The sequence below is a fragment of the Sulfitobacter sp. 1A13679 genome, from assembly GCF_043557115.1.
GTDB lineage: Bacteria > Pseudomonadota > Alphaproteobacteria > Rhodobacterales > Rhodobacteraceae > Sulfitobacter > Sulfitobacter faviae.
In genome coordinates, this window is record NZ_JBIFFO010000014.1 from 35363 (window position 1) to 54837 (window position 19475).

General features: G+C 63.9%; 22 protein-coding genes. 12 read left to right on the plus strand and 10 right to left on the minus strand.

Annotated elements, in window-relative coordinates:
• Positions 1-2: 2 nt before the first annotated feature.
• The 3 genes from ACGYLA_RS12225 to secG all read right to left on the minus strand — a co-directional run bounded on the left by ACGYLA_RS12225 (position 3) and on the right by secG (position 3301).
• Complete coding sequence (locus ACGYLA_RS12225; RefSeq protein WP_394432745.1) at positions 3-794, minus strand: 23S rRNA (adenine(2030)-N(6))-methyltransferase RlmJ; 792 nt, start codon at positions 792-794, stop codon at positions 3-5.
• Between the two features lie 318 nt (positions 795-1112).
• Positions 1113-2756, minus strand: coding sequence for a CTP synthase (locus ACGYLA_RS12230; RefSeq protein WP_394432747.1), 1644 nt, complete (start codon positions 2754-2756; stop codon positions 1113-1115).
• 179 nt (positions 2757-2935) lie between these two features.
• The gene (secG, locus tag ACGYLA_RS12235) at positions 2936-3301 is read right to left on the minus strand and encodes a preprotein translocase subunit SecG (protein WP_067262351.1); all 366 of its coding nucleotides are present in this window, start codon (positions 3299-3301) and stop codon (positions 2936-2938) included.
• Positions 3302-3642: 341 nt separating this feature from the next.
• Between secG and nthA the strand changes: the two genes are divergently transcribed.
• The 5 genes from nthA (at position 3643) to ACGYLA_RS12260 (ending at position 6862) form a co-directional block, all read left to right on the plus strand.
• The gene (gene nthA / locus ACGYLA_RS12240; RefSeq protein WP_394432749.1) at positions 3643-4260 is read left to right on the plus strand and encodes a nitrile hydratase subunit alpha; all 618 of its coding nucleotides are present in this window, start codon (positions 3643-3645) and stop codon (positions 4258-4260) included.
• Entirely contained in the window at positions 4257-4931 is a 675-nt protein-coding gene (nthB, locus tag ACGYLA_RS12245; protein WP_394432751.1) for a nitrile hydratase subunit beta, read from the plus strand. Before nthA ends, nthB begins: the two co-directional genes overlap by 4 nt.
• Positions 4928-5254, plus strand: a complete 327-nt coding sequence (locus ACGYLA_RS12250; RefSeq protein ID WP_271687861.1) for a nitrile hydratase accessory protein — start codon at positions 4928-4930, stop codon at positions 5252-5254. Before nthB ends, ACGYLA_RS12250 begins: the two co-directional genes overlap by 4 nt.
• Before the next feature lie 80 nt (positions 5255-5334).
• Positions 5335-6630: an adenylosuccinate synthase gene (locus ACGYLA_RS12255; RefSeq protein ID WP_394432753.1), complete on the plus strand. Its 1296-nt coding sequence runs from the start codon at positions 5335-5337 to the stop codon at positions 6628-6630.
• A gap of 4 nt (positions 6631-6634) precedes the next feature.
• Positions 6635-6862, plus strand: coding sequence for a DUF2842 domain-containing protein (locus tag ACGYLA_RS12260; RefSeq protein WP_067262328.1), 228 nt, complete (start codon positions 6635-6637; stop codon positions 6860-6862).
• Between the two features lie 58 nt (positions 6863-6920).
• On the opposite strand, the gene ACGYLA_RS12265 is transcribed toward ACGYLA_RS12260, so the two are convergent.
• Entirely contained in the window at positions 6921-9050 is a 2130-nt protein-coding gene (locus ACGYLA_RS12265; protein WP_394432755.1) for a hypothetical protein, read from the minus strand.
• Between the two features lie 53 nt (positions 9051-9103).
• On the opposite strand from ACGYLA_RS12265, the gene ACGYLA_RS12270 reads away from it, so the two are divergent.
• Positions 9104-9799, plus strand: coding sequence for a thiamine diphosphokinase (locus tag ACGYLA_RS12270; protein ID WP_394432757.1), 696 nt, complete (start codon positions 9104-9106; stop codon positions 9797-9799).
• On the opposite strand, the gene ACGYLA_RS12275 is transcribed toward ACGYLA_RS12270, so the two are convergent.
• Positions 9735-10661 carry a DMT family transporter gene (locus tag ACGYLA_RS12275; protein WP_394432759.1) on the minus strand — a complete coding sequence of 309 codons (927 nt, stop codon included), beginning with the start codon at positions 10659-10661 and terminating at the stop codon, positions 9735-9737. The two genes, ACGYLA_RS12270 and ACGYLA_RS12275, sit on opposite strands and share 65 nt — an antisense overlap.
• A 223-nt stretch (positions 10662-10884) precedes the next feature.
• The gene (locus ACGYLA_RS12280; protein ID WP_394432761.1) at positions 10885-12279 is read right to left on the minus strand and encodes a diguanylate cyclase; all 1395 of its coding nucleotides are present in this window, start codon (positions 12277-12279) and stop codon (positions 10885-10887) included.
• A gap of 98 nt (positions 12280-12377) precedes the next feature.
• On the opposite strand from ACGYLA_RS12280, the gene ACGYLA_RS12285 reads away from it, so the two are divergent.
• Together ACGYLA_RS12285 and ACGYLA_RS12290 are read left to right on the plus strand one after the other, a co-directional pair.
• Positions 12378-12662, plus strand: coding sequence for a DUF3572 domain-containing protein (locus ACGYLA_RS12285; protein WP_271687853.1), 285 nt, complete (start codon positions 12378-12380; stop codon positions 12660-12662).
• Positions 12653-13348, plus strand: a complete 696-nt coding sequence (locus ACGYLA_RS12290) for an HAD family hydrolase (RefSeq protein ID WP_394432763.1) — start codon at positions 12653-12655, stop codon at positions 13346-13348. The genes ACGYLA_RS12285 and ACGYLA_RS12290 overlap by 10 nt, the downstream gene beginning before the upstream one ends.
• A 7-nt stretch (positions 13349-13355) precedes the next feature.
• On the opposite strand, the gene ACGYLA_RS12295 is transcribed toward ACGYLA_RS12290, so the two are convergent.
• From ACGYLA_RS12295 to ACGYLA_RS12305, 3 genes are all read right to left on the minus strand, one after another.
• Positions 13356-13877 (minus strand): DUF421 domain-containing protein, encoded by a 522-nt coding sequence (locus ACGYLA_RS12295; RefSeq protein ID WP_271687850.1) that lies wholly within the window; start codon positions 13875-13877, stop codon positions 13356-13358.
• Positions 13867-14523 (minus strand): DUF998 domain-containing protein, encoded by a 657-nt coding sequence (locus ACGYLA_RS12300; protein WP_394432765.1) that lies wholly within the window; start codon positions 14521-14523, stop codon positions 13867-13869. Before ACGYLA_RS12300 ends, ACGYLA_RS12295 begins: the two co-directional genes overlap by 11 nt.
• Positions 14524-14589: 66 nt before the next feature.
• Positions 14590-14736 (minus strand): hypothetical protein, encoded by a 147-nt coding sequence (locus ACGYLA_RS12305; protein ID WP_156505607.1) that lies wholly within the window; start codon positions 14734-14736, stop codon positions 14590-14592.
• Between the two features lie 192 nt (positions 14737-14928).
• On the opposite strand from ACGYLA_RS12305, the gene ACGYLA_RS12310 reads away from it, so the two are divergent.
• The 4 genes from ACGYLA_RS12310 to ACGYLA_RS12325 all read left to right on the plus strand — a co-directional run bounded on the left by ACGYLA_RS12310 (position 14929) and on the right by ACGYLA_RS12325 (position 18600).
• The gene (locus ACGYLA_RS12310; RefSeq protein ID WP_394432767.1) at positions 14929-15513 is read left to right on the plus strand and encodes a heme NO-binding domain-containing protein; all 585 of its coding nucleotides are present in this window, start codon (positions 14929-14931) and stop codon (positions 15511-15513) included.
• Entirely contained in the window at positions 15510-16535 is a 1026-nt protein-coding gene (locus ACGYLA_RS12315) for a diguanylate cyclase domain-containing protein (protein ID WP_394432770.1), read from the plus strand. Before ACGYLA_RS12310 ends, ACGYLA_RS12315 begins: the two co-directional genes overlap by 4 nt.
• 80 nt (positions 16536-16615) lie before the next feature.
• The gene (locus tag ACGYLA_RS12320) at positions 16616-17671 is read left to right on the plus strand and encodes a glycosyltransferase family 2 protein (protein WP_394432772.1); all 1056 of its coding nucleotides are present in this window, start codon (positions 16616-16618) and stop codon (positions 17669-17671) included.
• Positions 17668-18600 carry a glycosyltransferase family 2 protein gene (locus tag ACGYLA_RS12325; protein ID WP_394432774.1) on the plus strand — a complete coding sequence of 311 codons (933 nt, stop codon included), beginning with the start codon at positions 17668-17670 and terminating at the stop codon, positions 18598-18600. Before ACGYLA_RS12320 ends, ACGYLA_RS12325 begins: the two co-directional genes overlap by 4 nt.
• A 3-nt stretch (positions 18601-18603) precedes the next feature.
• Here the strand turns inward: ACGYLA_RS12325 and ACGYLA_RS12330 are convergent, their stop codons facing one another.
• A complete protein-coding gene (locus ACGYLA_RS12330) occupies positions 18604-19350 on the minus strand; it encodes a WecB/TagA/CpsF family glycosyltransferase (RefSeq protein ID WP_394432776.1) in 747 nt (248 codons plus the stop codon).
• Between the last annotated feature and the right edge of the window lie 125 nt (positions 19351-19475).

The following is a 19475-nucleotide window of genomic DNA, read 5'->3' on the forward strand; positions in this document are numbered from 1 at the left end:
TGTTATCTCTCCTGTTGGGTCAAAGTGGCGAAACGGGCGGTGAGGTTCTGTGCCTCATTGTCGAGCCCGTAAGGGGGATTGATCACGAACATGCCCGAGCCGACCATGCCATGCCCGGGCCGCGCGGGCGGAAAGCGCACTTCGTGGCGCAACGCATCGGGGTGGTTGGCGGTGAGCTTGTCGAGCATCGGAAGATGCGCGCGGTTTGTCAGGATTGGATACCACAGGGCGATGATGCCCACGTTCCAGGCGCGGTTGAGTTTGGCGATCTGGCGCGGAATGGTCTCGTAATCGGTTTTGATCTCGTAAGAGGGGTCGATCAGCAGCATCCCCCGGCGCGGTGTTGGCGGTGCGAGGGCAAAGGCCATCTCGAACCCGTCGCTGAGGTGGCATTTCGCCGGATAGGGCGACATTGCCAGATCAAGGGCGCTGTGCTCTTGCGGGTGCAACTCGGCCAGATGGATGCGATCATCGGGGCGCAGCAGTTTCGCGGCCAGCACGGGAGAGCCGGGGTAGGCGCGGGGGCCGTGGGCCTCGCGCAGCGCTTCCAGAACCTGTCTGTAGGGGTGATCGGGGGTGAACCAATCGCGCACCTTGTCGATGCCCTGCCGCGCCTCGCCCGTCTTTTCCGCCGCCGCATCCGACAGGTCATAAAGCGCCCGCCCTGCATGGGTTTCCAGATAGGTGAGCGGTTTGTCCTTGCGGGTAAGATAGGACAGCATCCACGCCAAAAGCGCGTGTTTCTGCACATCTGCAAGGTTTCCGGCGTGGTAGATGTGTTGATAGCTCAGCATGGCCTAGCTGTAGCGGAGTGGTTGGCGGGTGCAACGCGAAAGAGCGGGAGCTAAGGGCCAGCGCCTGTCCGCGGGTGGGCGAACCAAACCGCGATCCATGCCACTTTATGGTGCTACCGTGATGTGTTCTCGCAGAAGTACGCGCCCGTCGCGAAATCGCCTACCCGACGCACCGCAGGTGCGCCGAATGAATGATGGCACGCCTACGGCGTGGCGGGCGGGCAGGCGATGGCCCGGCGCCTGCGGCTTGGTTCCGGGCCTTTTAGTGGTTGCCCGGCAGAAAAAAGGCCCGGCGCAAAACGCACGGGCCTCAAAAGCTTATACCAACCGCGACACATCCTTGGCGGCGCGCACGAAATCCTTGAACAGGGGGTGCGGGTCGAAGGGCTTGGACTTCAGCTCAGGGTGGAACTGAACGCCGATGAACCACGGGTGATCCGACCATTCGACAATCTCAGGCAGCTTGCCGTCGGGCGACATGCCCGAGAACTTCAGCCCGGCCTTCTCAAGCTGGTCCTTATAGGCGATGTCGACCTCGTAGCGGTGGCGGTGACGCTCGTCGATGGTGGTGGTGCCATAGGCTTCGGCCACGCGCGACCCTTCGACCAGCTTCGCGTCATAGGCGCCCAAACGCATGGTGCCGCCCTTGTCGTCATCGACCTTGCGCGCCACTTTGTGGTTGCCCTGAACCCATTCCTTCAGGTGATAAACCACCGGCTCAAAACGCTTTTTCCCGGCTTCATGGTCGAACTCCTCCGACCCTGCCGTCTTCAGACCCGCCACGTTGCGCGCCGCTTCGATCACGGCCATCTGCATGCCGAGGCAGATGCCCAGATAGGGCACCTTGTGCTCGCGGGCATATTGCGCGGCCTTGATCTTGCCCTCGGTCCCGCGCTCACCAAAGCCGCCGGGGACGAGGATCGCGTGGAACCCTTCGAGATGCGGACCGGGGTCTTCGCTGTCAAAAATCTCGGCATCGACCCATTCGACCTTGACCTTCACCCGGTTCGCCATGCCGCCATGGGTCAGCGCTTCGGCGATGGATTTATAGGCGTCTTCAAGCTGGGTGTATTTGCCGACGATGGCGACTTTGACTTCGCCCTCGGGGTTGTAAATGCGGTCGGCCACATCTTCCCAACGCGACAGGTTCGGCTTGGGCGCGGGGGTGATCTGGAAGGCATCCAGAACCGCCTGATCCAGCCCCTCGCGGTGATAGGCGAGCGGGGCTTCGTAGATCGATTTCAAATCCTGCGCGGCGATCACCGAATCCGGGCGCACGTTGCAGAAGAGCGCCAGCTTCTCACGCTCCTTGGCGGGGATCGGCCCTTCGGAGCGGCAAACCAGAATGTCGGGCGCGATGCCGATGGAGCGGAGTTCTTTGACCGAGTGCTGCGTCGGCTTGGTCTTCAATTCGCCGCTGGCCTTGACGTAGGGCAGCAGCGTGAGGTGCATGAATATACACTGGCCGCGCGGCTTGTCTTGGCTGAACTGGCGGATCGCCTCGAAGAAGGGCAGCCCTTCGATATCGCCCACGGTGCCGCCGATTTCGCAAAGCATGAAGTCGACCTCATCATCGCCAATGTCGATGAAGTCTTTGATTTCGTTGGTAACGTGAGGGATCACCTGAATGGTCTTGCCCAGATAATCGCCGCGGCGCTCTTTCTCTAGCACGGTGGAGTAAACCCGGCCCGAGCTGATGCTGTCGGTCTTGCGCGCAGCAACACCGGTGAAACGCTCGTAATGCCCAAGGTCGAGGTCGGTCTCTGCGCCATCATCGGTGACGAAGACTTCGCCATGCTCGAAAGGCGACATCGTGCCGGGATCGACGTTCAGATAGGGGTCCAGCTTGCGCAGACGCACCGAAAAACCGCGTGCCTGAAGCAAGGCACCCAAAGCCGCCGAGGCCAGACCCTTGCCCAGCGACGAGACCACACCGCCTGTGATGAAGATATAGCGTGCCATGTGATCGGAGACCCCCGTGAATTCAAAGTTTGTTGCAGGCAAAAACCAGCCAAACGCGCTGCGGAAAACCGCAACACCACGGGATTTAAGCCTTACAGGATTCGTGCGTTTGAGGCAAGGTCCGCCGCAACATACAGTTGCGGAACCGGGCCGTGCCTCAAGGTTTTGTGTTCGTTAGCTTAATCGGCCGCAGGGACCAGCGGTGTGTTGCCATCCGCGGAAGGCGGCAGCAGATCGTCGCCCGCGGGCAGAGCCGGGCTGCCATCTTGGCTCTGGGCGGGCGGTGTCGCGCTCAGCCGGTCGATGACAGACGAGCCTGCGGATTTTTCCGCCGCGATGATGGTCAGCGTGATCGATGTGGCGATAAAACCGGCGGCGAGCGCCCATGTCACCTTGCCCAGTGCCGTGGCCGCCGCACGGCCCGAAACGGCACCGCCGCCACCACCGCCCATGCCAAGGCCGCCGCCCTCGGACCGTTGCAGAAGTACCACGGCGATCAGGCCAAGAGCCAGAATCAGGTGAATGATCAGAACGACATTTTCCATGGGTGCGACAGCTTTCGGTTTTGGTTGGCGGGTATCTATTCGTCTTTGCCCATGGGGGCAAGGGTGGATTGCCGCCGGGTGATGATCGGATCAGGAGGGGGAGGCCTAAGGGATCAAAGGCACGCGCAAAGACCGCCGCATGGGGGCGACGGTCTTTTGAAGCAGTACTCAACCACAATATGTAAGAGGGCTATCCTGGAATTAAGGTGGTGCAGACTCGCTTCGTACATTCACTATAGCATGAAATGCGGGCAAATTCGCCCATATTCTTTGCAGAGAAATGAAGGGATTGCCTGTGATCGGCGATGGACAGCCGAGTGCCGCTGGGGCAGTCTGCCGCCATGCCACATGATCATTCGGACCACGACCACCCCCATGCCCTGCTGCCGCCCGAGCCTGCGCTCAGGGTCAAGGCGTTGGAGACACTGCTGACGGCCAAGGGGCTTATCGACCCCGCCGCCTTGGATGAGATCATCGACACCTATGAAAACCGCATCGGCCCGCGCAACGGGGCCGAGGTCGTTGCCCGCGCTTGGAGCGATCCTGATTTCCGCGCGGCCCTGCTTGAGGATGCGACCGCAGTGGTGGCCGAGATGGGGTTCTTCGGGCGGCAGGGCGAGCATATGGTCGCGGTCGAGAATACGGATGAGGTGCATAATATCGTCGTTTGCACCCTGTGCTCTTGCTACCCTTGGCCGCTTTTAGGCATCCCGCCGGGCTGGTATAAATCCGATGCCTACCGTGCCCGCGTGGTCCGCGAGCCGCGCAAAGTGCTGGCTGAATTTGGCATCGACCTGCCCGAAGAGACCGCCGTGCGCGTTTGGGATTCGACGGCTGAGGTGCGCTATCTGGTGATCCCGCAACGCCCGGCGGGGAGCGACGGCATGGATGTCGCCGCGCTGGCTGATCTTGTCACCCGCGACAGTATGATCGGCACCGGATTGGCCAAAGCGCCATGACCCGCGTGCATGACATGGGCGGGCGTTTCGGCGATGGCGCTGTAGTGCCCGAGGGCGAAGATGTGGTCTTTCATGCCGATTGGCACCGCCGCGCGCTGGCGCTGACCTTGGCCACGGGGACGTTGGGCAAATGGAACATCGACGTGTCGCGCCATGCCCGCGAATGTCTTGCCCCGACCGATTACATGCGGTTCAGCTATTACGAGAAATGGATCGCCGGGGTGGCCGATATGCTGGTCGCCCGCGGGGTGGTCAGCCGCGAGGAACTCTCGGGCGAAGCCGCGCCCACGCTCAGCCCGCTGGCGGAAAAGGCGCTGAAAGCGCCGCAGGTGGCCGGGGTGCTGGCCCGTGGTGGTCCGGCGGATCGCCCCTCGGGCGTCACGCCGCTCTTTGCGCCGGGCGACAGGGTCGTCACCCGCAAGCAGCCGGAAAACAGCATCGTTCCGGGCGGGCACACCCGGCTGCCCGCCTATGCCGCGGGCGCTTCAGGGCGGGTGCTGCGGTTGCATGGCACCCATGTTCTGCCTGATAGCAACGCCCATGATCTGGGCGAGGCGCCGGAGCCGCTTTACGCGGTGGCCTTCCCGGCCTCTGAACTTTGGGCGCATCCCGAACATCCCCGCGATGAGGTCGTGCTCGACCTCTGGCAAAGCTATCTGGCGGCCCCATGAGCGCCCCGGAACCCGTGTTCGAGGCGCCATGGCACGCGCAGCTTTTCGCGCTGACGGTGCATTTGAACGAAAGCGGTCTTTTCGACTGGCCCTTCTGGGCCGACCGCTTTGGCGCAACCTTGGCGCGCCACGGACTGACGCGGGCGTTGAACGGCGGGGAGGACTATTTCAACGCTTGGCTCGAAACCCTCGAAACCCTGCTGATCGACGCGGGCCATGCCCGCCCCGGTGACCTGCGCGCCCTGCGTGACGGGTGGGAGGCCGCCTATCTCAGCACCCCGCATGGCGAGCCGGTGCATCTGAAGGCGGGGCAAAGCGTCTAAATCCGCTCCCGCGTTTTTTCGAGTTTCACACGCCTGCCACTGTCGCTATACGGGCGCGGGACATCGCAAAGGAATATATCATGGCCAATGTCGTCGTTGTCGGCGCCCAATGGGGTGACGAGGGAAAAGGCAAGATCGTTGACTGGCTCAGCGAACGCGCCGATGTGATCGCACGCTTCCAAGGCGGGCATAACGCGGGCCACACTCTGGTCATCGACGGCAAGGTCTACAAGCTGCATGCGCTGCCTTCGGGCGTGGTGCGCGGCGGCAAGCTGTCTGTCATCGGCAATGGCGTGGTGCTGGACCCGTGGCACCTGCTGAAAGAGATCGAGACGATCGAAGGGCAGGGGGTTAAGATCAACCCCGAGAACCTGATGATCGCGGAAAACACGCCGCTGATCCTGCCGTTCCACGGCGAGCTTGACCGCGCCCGCGAAGAGGCGGCGAGCAAGGGCACCAAGATCGGCACCACCGGGCGCGGCATCGGGCCGTGCTATGAGGACAAGGTTGGCCGCCGCGCCATCCGCGTGGCCGATCTGGCCGACGCCGCGACATTGGAGGCCCGCGTCGACCGCGCGCTGCAGCACCACGACCCGCTGCGCAAGGGGCTGGGCGTCGAGGCCATCGACCGCGACGCGCTGATCGCGCAACTGCAAGAAATCGCACCGAAAATCCTGCGTTTCGCCGCCCCCGTCTGGAAGGTGCTGGCCGAGAAGCGCAAGGCGGGCAAGCGCATCCTTTTCGAAGGGGCACAGGGCGCGCTTTTGGATATCGACTTTGGCACCTATCCCTTCGTCACCTCCTCAAACGTGATCGCGGGGCAAGCGGCGACCGGTGTGGGCCTTGGCCCCACCGCCATCGACTATGTGTTGGGCATCGTGAAGGCTTACACCACCCGCGTCGGCGAAGGCCCCTTCCCGACCGAGCTTGAAGATGCGGATGGTCAACGTCTGGGCGAGCGCGGCCATGAGTTCGGCACCACCACCGGGCGCAAGCGTCGCTGTGGTTGGTTCGACGCGGCGCTGCTGCGCCAGACCTGCGCCACCTCCGGCATCACTGGCATCTGTCTGACCAAGCTTGACGTGCTTGACGGCTTCGAGACGCTGAAGGTCTGCGTGGGCTATGAGTTGGACGGCGAACGGCTGGACTACCTGCCCACCGCCGCCGAGCAGCAAGCCCGGTGCACGCCGATCTACGAAGAGCTGCCAGGCTGGTCCGAATCGACCGAAGGCGCGCGCAGCTGGGCCGATCTTCCGGCCAATGCGATCAAATATGTGCGCCGGGTCGAAGAGTTGATCCAATGCCCCGTGGCCCTCGTCTCGACCTCGCCGGAGCGGGAGGACACCATTCTGGTGACCGACCCTTTCGCGGACTGATCTGATGGCGCTGAGCTACAAGGCGCGCCGCCGTTGGGCGCTGGTGATCCTGCTGATCGGGCTGCCGAGTTATATCGCTGTGGCGGTCTGGACGGTGGCCCAGTTCGACCGCCCGCCGGTGCTGCTTGAGCTTGGCATCTATGTCGCCCTTGGCATCGTCTGGGCGCTGCCGTTCAAATTTGTCTTTCGGGGCATCGGACAGGCCGACCCCGATGCGGAAGACGATCGTTAAAACCCAATAAAAAAGCGCCCCGCGGGGCGCTTTTTCGTATCTGGCGGAGGGCCGTGGTTTAACCCACAGCGCGGTGATCGGGGCGGTAGCCGATCTCATCCGAGACGGTGAAACGCCCGCCTTTGATCTTTTCGATCTTACCTGCGCGCAGCAGTTGACCGAAGGAGCGCAACCCGTCTTCGCGGGTGAAATCCGGCAGGCCGATCGAGCGGACCTTGCCCATCAACTGCGGGCGAGAGAATTGGTCACGCCCCTCGACGAAAGACATGTATGATGCCGCCGCCTCAAGCAGTTCGGGCAGTTTGGTGGCACCCATGTCGGCGGCGAAATCGGCAAAGCTTTCGGCATCGGGGTTGGTTTTGACCGGCTCGACCACGGCGGCCACTCGGCGCGGACGCACGGGGCCCGCGCTGCGCAGCTTGTCGACATCGATGCGCTGTTCGGCCACCAGTTTCAGCGGCGCGGAGCGGGCATCGGCCTTGGGCCGCTCGGTCCGGGCCGGGCGGGTGACGGGGCGGCGCGGGCGGACCACATCGGCCAAGTCTTCGCGGTAGGCGTCATCCGAGGTCGCGGTGGTGGCGCGGCCCCCCATTGCTTCGTCGGCTTTCTTGGCGGCCACGGCGGCGCGCAGGTGGGCAAAGGCATCGCGGCGCGTGGTGCTTTCGGCCTCGTCCATCTTGCTGTCGGTTTCCGCCATCAGGCGCGACATGTCGGGGCCGGTCTCATCGTCGATGGTGGGCAGGCTGTGACGGGCCGCTTGCGCAGGCTCGGGCTGCTCTTCGACTGGCTCCGCTGCGGCTTCGACCTCTTCGGACTCTTCCTGAGCAGGCGCCGCTTCCGGCTCGGCCATTTCAACCGCAGGCGCAGGCGTCTCTTCAGCCTCTTCCGGGGCGGCGGCACCGAGTTCGGCTTCCAAAGCGGCCAATTCGCGGGCCAGCTCGTCTTCATCCTCGGGCGACAGGGAAGAGCTGCGCTTTTCATCTGTCTTCGCGGCAGGCGCCTCTTGCGGTGCCGGGTCCGAGACCTCTTCGAGATCGCCCCGCGCCACGGCGGCTTCGAGATGCGCGCGCTTGACCTTGATCACGCGCCCTTTGCGCGGCAGGTCGGCGGCGTCGATTTCCGGTGCGGCTTCGGCTTGGGCTTCGGCCTCAGGCTGCTCATCGGCCTCGGCGTCGAACAGGCTCTCGTCGGTCTCGGCGCTTTCGGCCTCATCTTCCTCTTCGGCCTCAAGCCGGTTGAGGATATCGGCGAGATCGTCGTCCTCATCCTCCGCAGCCTCCTGCGCCATTTCGGTCGCTTCATCGGCCTCCAGCGCGTCTTCGATGTCACGGCGGGCGGCGGCGATGGCGGCTTGGCTCTCTTCCGGCGCTGCTTGCGTTTCGGCGGTGGCGCGGGCCACGGGCGCGGCTTCTTCTTCGTCATAGCCAGCCGCTTCGTCTTCGTCCTGCTGGGCGACGACGGCGCGGATGCGCTGCAATTTCGCGGCGATGCTGTCGGCAGGAGCGGCACTCGCGGCGGGCAGCTCTTCGACGCTGGCTTCCTGCGCTTCGTCCTCGAACTGAGTCTGCGGCTGCGGGCTGGCGGCAAAGAAGGCTTCGGCTTCGCTGGTGTCCTCGGCCTCGGCAGCCGGTGCAGGCTCTTCGGCAGGCGCGGGCTCTTCAGCGGTCTCTGCGATCTGGGGTTCCGGCGTGGCGGGCGCTTCCACTGCGGCGGTGTCGGCGATCTCGGCCTTGAGGGGGGCGGGGGCCTCTTCCTCTACCGGCGCAGGCTGTGCTGCGACGGGGGCTTGCGGCGCTGCGGCCTCGGCCTGAGCCGCCGCGGGGGGCGCTTGGGCCGGAGCTTCGGCGCTCTGGTTCTCCAGCGCACTCAGTACGATCTTGCCTTCTTGCTCGCGGGCTTGCACCCGGCGGGATACTTCGCGCTGCGCGATCCGGGCGAGCATCTCGGCATCGGGTTGCGGTGGTTCGGCACCGAAGTAGCGGTCATCCGAGGCCAAATCGCGGAAATACTCGGCAATGGCCTTCATCGTGCCGAAGGAATCGTCGAAGCCTTCCAGCGTGCACGAAAAAGTGCCATAGGAGACCGTCAAGATTTTGTTGCTGTTCATCATCGGATGCTCGTCCTCTGCGGTGTTGCAGGTATCGTTTACCACGATGTCCAAGACCAAAGCGGCTCGAATCTGTGCCATTCAACGTATGATTTCAAGGCAAGATTAAGGCAGATTTCCAAAAGGGGCATTAATTGACCGCTTCAGAGCATATCGTAAGGGAGGAGGGGCCAGTCACGCTGCTCGGCGGCGGAGAGGTCTTTGCAGGGGACATTGAAGCGGCGCTGGCGCTGGCCCCGACCTGCGTGGCGGCGGATAGCGGGGCTGCGGTGGGCGTGGCGGCGGGGGTGGAACTGGCCGCGGTCATCGGCGATCTGGATTCCGCCCCGGCAGAGGTCTTGGCCCAAATCCCGGCCGCGCGGCGCCACCGCATCGCCGAGCAAGAGAGCACCGATTTCGACAAGGCGCTGACCCGGATCGACGCGCCGCTGGTGCTCGGGGTCGGCTTTACCGGGGCGCGGTTGGATCATCAGCTTGCGGCTTTCAACACGCTCGCCACCCATCCGTATCGCTCCTGCATCCTGTTGGGCGCGCATGAGATCGTGCTACTGGCCCCACCGCGGATCACGCTGCCGACGGCGGTGGGCGATGTCGTCTCACTCATGCCTCTGGCCCCGGTGACGGGGCGCAGCCAAGGGTTGGAATGGCCGATCGACGGGCTGGATTTCGCGCCGGGTGGCCGGATCGGCACGTCGAACCGCGCCTTGGGGCCGGTCACGCTTGAGATCGATGGCCCGGATATACTGCTGATTCTGCCGCGCCGTCTTATGGCGCCACTGGTGGCGCAACTGCTGCGGCCAGAGCACGCGCCGTGGCCCGCTCGCGCATGACGATGTAGAGCCCCGCGCCGACGGTGATCAGAATGCCAAGGCCCGCCAGTGGGTTGGGCAGGTCGGAAAAGATCAGCAGCCCAAGCAGCGTGGCAAAGGGAATTTCCAGATATTGCATCGGCGCCAAGGTGGCCGAGGGGGCAAAACGCAGGGACCAGGTCATCAGAAGATGCGCTACCGTGCCCAGCACCCCGATCCCGAGCAGGAGGGTCCAGTCGAGCGCATCGGGTTGGATGAGCCGAAGCGGCGCAATCTGTGTCTTGGTGCCAAGCGCAAGGAGCGGCAGGATCATCACCACCGCCATGACCCCACTGACGGCCTGCAGGCTGATCGGATCGGTTTCTTTCGCGATCTGGCGCGTCACCAGCATGAAGAAAGAAAAGACGACCGCCACGACGACGGGCAGCAGCGCGGGCCAGCCGACATTGGCAAAGCTCGGCTGTACGATCAAAAGCGTGCCGAGAAAGCCTACGATGCTCGCGCCCAAACGTCTGGGGCCGACCTCTTCGTTCAGGATGAACTTGCCGAGCAGCAGCATGAAAAAGGGCATGACGAATGCGATGGCGACCGCATCGGCGAGGGGCAGGTATTTCAGCGCGGTGAACATCGCCGCGATGCCCGCCATATGCAAAAGGGTGCGTAGAAAGGTGAGCCGTAACACCCGGCCCCGCATCCGCCAGATGCGCCCAGAGTACCAGACGATGGGGATCAGGATCAGCGCCTGAATGGCAAAGCGGAGCAGCACCACCTGCCCCAGGGGAACCGAAGCGCCCAGCAATTTGGCCACCGCATCGCCCACGGGGGCGACGATGCAGAAGCCCATCATGAGGGCTATTCCGATGAGGGGCCGATCCTGTTGCATTGCGTTACGTTAAGGAAGCTTTGTTGCAAGTGCAATCTTTGGTTGAAGTTTCGTTGCTGTTGTCTCGTGCTTCTTGGCAGAGGCAGAGGCAGAGGCAGAGGCAGAGGCAGAGGCAGAGGCAGAGGCAGAGGCAGAGGCAGAGGTCCGATCAGCCCCCCCCCGCTCATGAAGACAGTCAAAGTGACCCACCTTCCAGCGGCAACGCGCCCCGCCTGTCCGAACCTCAGGCCGCGGGGCGGCTCAGGTTCACCCGGTTCCGGCCATGGGTTTTTGCCGTGTAAAGCGCCCGATCCGCCCGCGCCATCAAGGCTTCGGCTGACAGCGGGTGGCCTTCCTCTTCCACTGGGCCGACGGAAAGACCGATGCTGATGGTCACATGGATCGGCTGGGGCGTGCCGGGAACGACAAAGCCGCGATTGCCGATATCGGCACAGATGGCCGCCGCCGTCTTCTCTGCATCCGCAAGGCCGGTGCCGGGCATGACGATCAGAAATTCCTCCCCCCCGATCCGGGCCACAAGGTCCATGCCACGCAGGTTGTTGCGCAGCCTTTCCGCCGTTTGCATCAGAACGGAATCCCCCGCGGCATGGCCGTAACGGTCATTGATGCCTTTGAAGTGGTCCAGATCGGCGACCATCACCGAAAAGGGGCGGGCGGTCGCAACGGCATGTTCCGCGATATGGTCCAGATGGGGCAGGGCATAGCGGCGGTTGTGCAGCCCTGTCAGCGGGTCGAAAACGGCGGCCTTCAGCCCCGTGCGCACCGTGTCGCGCAGTTGGTCCGTCATTCGCTTGCGGCGCAAGATCGCATGCAGGCGCAGCGCCATTTCCGCCGGGTTGAAACCTTCGGTCATCAAATCATCCGCCCCTAGATCAAGGGCGGTGGCGGCAAGCGCCGCATCCGGGGCCAGCTGCACCACCAGCAGCCCGGTGTGGCGGGTCTGGGCGTTGGCCCGGAGCGTCGAGATCAGACGCAAGGCTGCCGTGGCGGGCACGGGGTCTTTTGGCAGAACCAAAACGAATGCGTCGGGCGGTCCGTTGGCGGCGGCGGCGCGAATGGCCTCCTCCGGATTGGCGAGGGTGAGGCGCGCGCGCAATTGAGGGCGGAGTTGTTTCGCCCAGTTCACGCTTACCGCGCTGTCGGAATGGATGATCACACAGTGGCTGCGGACGGTGAATTCCGCCGCAGGCTCCGCCAGCCCTAGCGCGCGGGTCGTATCCTCGCGCATTTCCCATTCGTCCGCCGCATTGCGGGCGCGGATGAGGCTGCGGGTCCGGCCCAACAGCAACGTGCAATCGAGCGGTTTCAGCAGCACATCGCTCACCCCCGCTTCGAGCGCGGTAAAGCGATCCACGGCCTGATCGCTATTCCCGATGGCCAAAACCGGTAGCTGCGCGGTATCGGGAGTGGCTTTGAGCACGCGACAGAGATCAGCCGCCCCGCCACCCGGCAATGTCAGCGCGCAGATCACCAGATCCGGCGGGTTTTCCCGCAGGCAGGCCAAAGCCTCTTCCATGTCTTCGGCCTGAACGACGTGATAGTATGCCGCACAAAGCTTGACCTTGAGGGCGATGCGATTGGTCGCGATCGCATCTGCAATAAGGATGGTCCCTTGCACGACAACTCCTTCACCGTACAAATCAGTTTGATGCGAGAGTCTTTGCCCCCTAATGGTTAACAAAGGGTTTCCAACCTTCAGCAAAAGACGGTTTTCCAATGTCCTATACCCAAGACACCGCTGAGACTTTGGCGCTTCAGGCGCTGGGCTGGCTGGCGGCGAATGATGATCTGTTGCCGGTGTTTCTGGGCAGCACCGGCGCCTCTGAGGCGGACCTCAAAACACAGGCCAGCGACCCTATTTTTCTGGGCGCCGTGCTGGATTTCCTGATGATGGACGATGCTTGGGTGATCGGGTTTTGCGATCATCTCGCGATCCCCTATGAGCGGATCATGCAAGCCCGCGCGGCGCTGCCCGGGGGGGAGCAGGTGCATTGGACTTAAGAAATGTTAAAGCGCTGCTGTTCGACAAGGACGGCACGCTTTTCGACTTTGCCGCGACGTGGGAGCCTTGGGCCGAGGCCTTCTTGCTGCGGGTCTGTGAGGGGGATCGCGAGCTGGCCGCACGGGTGGGCGCGGGCATCGGCTTTGACCTCGCCACACGCCGTTTCGCCCCGGACAGCATCGCCATCGCCGGCACGCCGCAGGAGGTGGTCGATGCCTTGGCCCCGCATTTTCCAGACCGGCTGCCAGTGGATCTGTTGGGCATCATCAATGCCGAAGCCAGCGCCGCGCCACAGCGCGAGGCGGTGCCGCTGCGACCGTTTCTGCAAGGGCTCCGCGACCGGGGCCTGCCCCTTGGCGTGGCGACGAACGATGCCGAACACCCCGCGCGGGCCCATCTGCTGGCGGCGGGGGTGGTCGATATGTTCGACTTCATTGCGGGGTTCGACAGCGGGCATGGGGGCAAGCCTTCGCCGGGGCAGTTGCACGCCTTTGCTGCGCATGTAGACCTGCCTGCTGCCTCAATCGCGATGATCGGGGACAGCGTTCATGATCTGGAGGCCGCGCGGGTGGCGGGGATGCTGCGGGTCGCGGTGCTGACCGGCCCCGCCACGGCGGAAGACCTCGCCCCATACGCCGATCTGGTCTTGCCGGATATCGGCCATCTGGCGCAGCGCTTGGCCTGAGGGCGCTTTATTTTTCGACCATGCGCGCGCCTTCGAGCAGCCCCTCTTCGAGGGTATCGCCATGCAGGACCGAAATATCGCCCGTGGTCTCCAAGACCACGGCGCGCACATCAGAGAAGCGCAGTGCATTGGCCTCTCGCAACTTGGCGATCAGATCGGCGCGCGCGACGCGGGTCTCGCTGAGGGCGGCATCGAAAATCTCACCTTCCCGCATCAGGATCACGGGTTCGTTCTGCACGGCCTGCTCGAAGCTGTCGGAAGCCTGCCGTATCTTCGCGATGACGAATTGTGCGCCGAGCAGGGCTGAGATGGCCAAGGTCGGCTGGGCGAACTCCGGCCAAGTGGTGGCCTGACAGGCGCCGGCAAGCAGCGAGCCGGTGGCGACCGTGGCGACAAAGTCAAAAGCGGTCATTTTTGAAAAGGTGCGCAGCCCGATGACCCGGACAACGATGATCACCCAAGTCAGCGCAATGGCCGAAAGCAGCAGCGCGCGGGCGAGGATATCCAGCGGGACGTGATCAAAGAACATCAGCCATGCCCCCGTTCAATGCCCGGCCACGTTGGATAAAGAACCGCCCCAGAAGCACCACCATCGCCATGGCAATCAGGCCCAGATAGCGCTCATAGACGCCATCAATGCCGGTGGGCAGAAAAAAGAACGGCGGGGCCGAGACCAGCCAGAGGAGCGAGATCACCTTGAGCGATTTGGCAAGGAAGCTTGAGATATCGGCGAATCCCCGCGACAGCAGCCAAGGCACGGCGAGCATGATCAGGCCGAGCGCGTAGACCAGATAGATATGGATCACCACACCGTCGGAATCGCGGTCTCCGTATTCGTTGCGCGCGCCCACCAGAAAGACGATGAGCCCCAGCAGGGCGAGCCCGATGGTGGCGATGCTCCACCAGCGGTCGCCGAAATGCACATGGGCGCAAAGCAGGGCGCAGGCGATGAGCGCGGCGGAGAAGGCATAGATGCCGATGTCGACGATGAACTCATACCGTCCCGCGCCCAGATCGCTGATCGTGTCGGCGATCCAATCGTGATCCGGCACCACGAAATCCGCGATCAGGATCGATACGGCGAATATCACACAGCCAAGGATGGCCACCCAGCCCAGACAGACCATAAACCCCGGCGCGCTGTGCTGCCGGGGCGCTGTGACGTCATTGTTCATGTTGCGTAACCCTTCTTGGCCGCCTTGGTCGGTCAAAGGTCCGATCCCGTGGTCGGACCCAATGCATCAATCCGAAAGCCGCGAGCGTTCTTCGGCGTTGGGGCTGCCGGCGGGGGCTTCGTCCAATGTGGCCTCGGGGCGGTGCAGGTCTTCTTGAGGTTTCTTGGGCGGTGTCTTGTTCTCGTCCTTGGGGTGTTTGGGATCATCGCTCATGAAAAGTCTCCTCAGGCTGGGGAGAGACGGGGCATCGCCTCTTCTTCCTTTACCGAACGCGCAGCATATAGCGGCGGTTCCGCGCGCGGCGCGGGCCGGGACCAAGGCAATTTCCCGACAACTGTATTCATCAGGTCAATCTTAACCACTGCCCCCGCAATCTGGGGTTGGGAAAATGGGAATGAGGCAATCATGCACGGGCTTATCAACCGCAGCATTCAAAACTACTTTTGCGCGAACTACGGGCAGAGGCTCTGGGCCGATGTGGCCGCGCGGGCCGGGTTGGATTTCACCGAATTCGAGGCGATGCTGACCTATCCGGATCACGTCACCCCGGCGGTGCTCGAAGCGGTCTGTGCCGTGCTGGACCGGCCCCTGGCCGAGGTGATGGAGGATGTCGGCACCTTCCTCGTGGCGCAGCCGGGCTATGAGGCCGTGCGGCGCTTGCTGCGCTTCGGCGGGGTCAGCTTCAGCGATTTTCTGCAATCGCTCGACGATCTGCCGGACCGAACCCGCCTTGCCCTGTCGGAACTGCATCTGCCCCCGGTCGAACTGCGCGAAGACCCTGATGGCCAGTATTCCCTGATTTGTGAGGCACCGCTTGTGGGCTACGGCTATCTGATGATGGGGGTACTGCGGGCCATGGCCGATGACTATGGCGCGCTCGTGCTGCTGGAGCATTGCGGGCGGTCCGAAGGCGTCGAAGCGTTGAAGATCATTCTGGTCGAGGCCGAATTCTCGGAAGGGCGCCGGTTTGAGCTTGGGGCGCGGGCATGAATGGCGCAGGCCACGATCCGGCGGTTCTGGACAAGCTTTGCCCGATGCATCTGCTGCTCTCGGCCAGCGGCAGAATCCGCCACGCTGGGCCCACGATCCAGAAGTTGCGCCCGCAGGCGCCGCTGGCGGGGCGGCGGTTTCTGGATACGGTCACCGTCAAACGGCCCCGTGGCATAGCGGGGATGGAGGACCTGTGCCGGGCGGCAGGGGTCAAGCTGCACCTCGCTTTTCGCGATGCGCCGCGGACCGAGTTGAAGGGCCTGCTGGTGCCGCTGGGGGATCGGCGTTTGATCGTGAACCTCTCTTTCGGGATTTCGATTTTCGACGGGGTGCAGGACTATGCGCTGACCAATGCCGATTTCGCCGCTACCGATCTGGCGATCGAGATGTTGTACCTGATGGAGGCGAAATCCGCCGCGATGGAAGCCTCGCGCCGTTTGAACCTGCGCCTGCAAGAGGCGCGGATCGCGGCGGAGGAACAGGCCTTTACCGATACGCTGACGGGGCTGAAAAACCGGCGCGCGCTCAACGCGGTGCTGGAGAGGTTGATCACCGCCGGTGAGGGGTTTGCCGTGATGCATGTCGATCTCGACTATTTCAAAGCGGTGAACGACCGTTTGGGCCATGCGGCGGGCGATCATGTGCTGCAAGTCGTCGCCCACATCATGCAGCAAGAGACGCGCAGCTCTGATATGGTGGTGCGTTTGGGCGGGGATGAGTTCACCGTGGTGCTGCCCGATGTGCGCAGCGAGGGCATCCTGCGCGGGATCGGCCAGCGGATCATCGACCGGCTCGAAGAGCCCATTCATTTCAAGGGCGAGGTCTGCAAAGTCTCGGCCAGCATCGGCACGGTCTGGATTCAGCGGGGGGACCGGCGATCGCGCGACGTGGTCTTGGCCAATGCCGATGCTGCGCTCTATGCCTCGAAACACGCAGGCCGGGCGCGGCATACCTTCTTTGACCCGGCCTTGCGCGCGGGGGGCGGGATGGTCGCCGCGCCTGCCGAAAAGGGCGGCGGCTAATCGCTCGGGGGCGCTGCGGGCCGGGGCGGAAGGGCACGGGGACAGTGGACCGCGCAGGTCGGCTGGCGTATCACAAGGGCATGAAATCGCCCCTGCATCTGTTCCGCCGCCTGCGCCAACGCCTGCACAACGCCCGCCGCCGCGCGCGCTTTGCCGCCTCCTTGCAGCATTTGCATGGGCCGAGCAAACTCGACACCGCCCCGGGCGAGGTGGTACTGATCGCCTTGGTGCGCGACGGCAGCTATTACCTCGACGCTTTCTTTCGCCATTACCGCGCGATGGGGGTGCAGCATTTCGTCTTTATCGACAACGGCTCACGTGATGACACCATCGCCCGGATCAAAGCCCAAAAGGGCACGGTGATCGACCGTTGCACCCTGCCGTTGGCCGAATACGAAGACCTGATCCGCCAATACCCCGCGCAGACCTATGGCAAGGACCGCTGGTGTCTCTATGTCGATATGGACGAGATTTTCGATTTCGAAGGGCGCAGCCAGATCGGCATCAAGGGGCTGACCACCTATCTCGACCGGCAAGGCTATACCGCCTTGGCCGCGCAGATGCTTGAGATGTTTCCAAAAACCAGCCTCGCGGCGGCGGCGGGGATGCCCTACAAACAGGCGCTGCAATCCTTCCTCTATTACGACATCAGCGCGGTGCGCAAAATCGATTACCACAGCCCGGAGATTCCGTTCTCCGCCCTGCTGGCCGACAATGCGCTATCCAACAAGGCGGTGAAATTCGCCTTCGGCGGCGTGCGTGGCAAGGTCTTTGGCGAAGACTGCTGTCTGACGAAACATCCGCTGATTTTCAACGGGCCAGAGGTCACGCCCGCGCCGCATCCGCATCTCTCTTCGGGGGTGCGGGTGGCGGATATGACGGCGGTGATCAAACACTATAAATTCGCCAATGACGCCGCCGCGCGGGATGCCGAAACGCTGGGCGCGGGCAACCTGTCTCATGGCGAAGACGCGCGGCGGATGGCGGTGATCGGGCAGAACCCTGATGTCTCGCTCTTCTCGCTGGACGCGCGGCGCTGGAACCGGGTCGAACTTCTCTATCGCGCGGGCTTTCTGGTGCCGTCGGAGGCCTATAGCGCCCATGTCGCCGCTTGGCGTGAAGAGCATGCCGCATGAGTATCGGTGCCGTCGTCATCGGCCGGAATGAGGGCGCGCGGTTGGAGCGGTCCTTGCAAGGACTGGCAGGGCAGGTGGCGCAGATCGTCTATGTCGACAGCGGCTCGACCGATGGCTCGGTCGCCATGGCGCGGGGACTGGGGGCCGAGGTGGTCGAGCTGGACATGCAGCAGCCCTTCACCGCCGCGCGGGCGCGCAATGCAGGCATGGCGGCATTGGATGAAGGGATCACGCTGGTGCAGTTCCTCGACGGGGATTGCATCCTGCGAGACGGTTGGCTGGCGGTGGCGGAGGCCCATCTGAGCGCTCATCCGCAGGTCGCCGTGGTCTGCGGCAGGCGGCGTGAGGAAAGCCCCGAGGCCTCTGTCTACAACAGGCTGATCGACCGCGAGTGGGATACGCCCGTAGGCGAGGCGCTTGCCTGTGGCGGTGACGCGCTGATGCGGTTGGACGCGCTGCGCGCCGTGGGCGGCTACCGGGCCGAGATGATCGCCGGGGAAGAGCCGGAGCTTTGCCAAAGGCTGCGCCGCGCGGGCTGGCAGATATGGCGGCTCGACGCCGAGATGACATGGCATGACGCGCAGATCACTAAGGTCGGTCAGTGGTGGCGGCGCAGCCTGCGGGCGGGCCATGCCTTTGCCGAAGGAGACGCGCTACATGGCCGCGGGCCGGATCGGCATTGGGTGGCCGAAACGCGCCGCGCGCTGCTCTGGGGGGCGCTTCTGCCCGCCGTGATCCTGCTCTTGGCGCTGGTGCTCCCTTGGGCCGGGCTTGGGCTGGCATTGCTTTATCCGCTGCAACTGTTGCGGTTGATGCGGCGGGGCGGGGTGGCTTGGGGCTTCTTCACCCTGCTGGGCAAATTCCCCGAAGCCTTGGGCGTGCTCAAATACCACATGCGCCGCGACGGGCGGATCATCGAATACCGCTGAGGGCTAGCGCGCCCGCCAAGCCTCAAGCGTCAGGCGCGGGAGGATCGCGAAACAACGGGCATAGCGCGGCACCATCCGCGCCGGGCTTTGCATAGCCCGCCAAAGCCACTCCAAAGCCAGCATCCGCATCCATTTCGGCGCGCGGCGCTGCCGCCCGGCGAGGAAGTCCAACCCCGCCCCGATCGAGGCAAAGCCAACCCCCGGCGCGATGTCGCGCCCGCGTGCGGCAAGGATCTCTTGCTTAGGCGCGCCAAGGGCGAGAAAACAAAGGCGGGCGCCGCTCTGGGCGATCTGCCGCAGGGCGGTATCCGCCCCGGCACTTTCTGGGTCAAAGCCCATGTGCGGGGCGGCGATATGGCAAATCTCCAACCCCGGCAGGCGGGTCCGCAGGGCCACTGCGGCCCCTTGCAGCGCGTCTTTATCGCTGCCGAAAAAGGCGACAGGCAGCGAGTGCGCGGCGGCCAATTCGCAAAGCGGCAGGATCAGATCGGAGCCGGGCATCAGCTCGACCGGCTGGTTGGCGAGTTGCGAAAGCCAGACCACGGGGCGGCCATCGGCCACGATGAAATCCTGCGCGCGATAGGCGGCGGCGAAGCCCGCATCGCGGGGCAATTTGGTCAGATGGTCGAGGTTGAGCGTGGCAAGGGCGAATCCCTGATCCGTGGCAAAGCGGGCGCGCAGGGCCTGAAACAATGCGGCCCGCGTCGCCACATTGACCTCCACGGCGGCAGTGCCCGTGCCATACTTCATGCCGCGCCTTCCGCTGTCGCACCGACGCTGGCAGGCAAAGAAGCATAAGCTTCGCACTCTATCCCATTGATTTCATGTGCCATCTATCAAACACGCCCGCGCCAAAGTGAACCTGCCGCAAAACT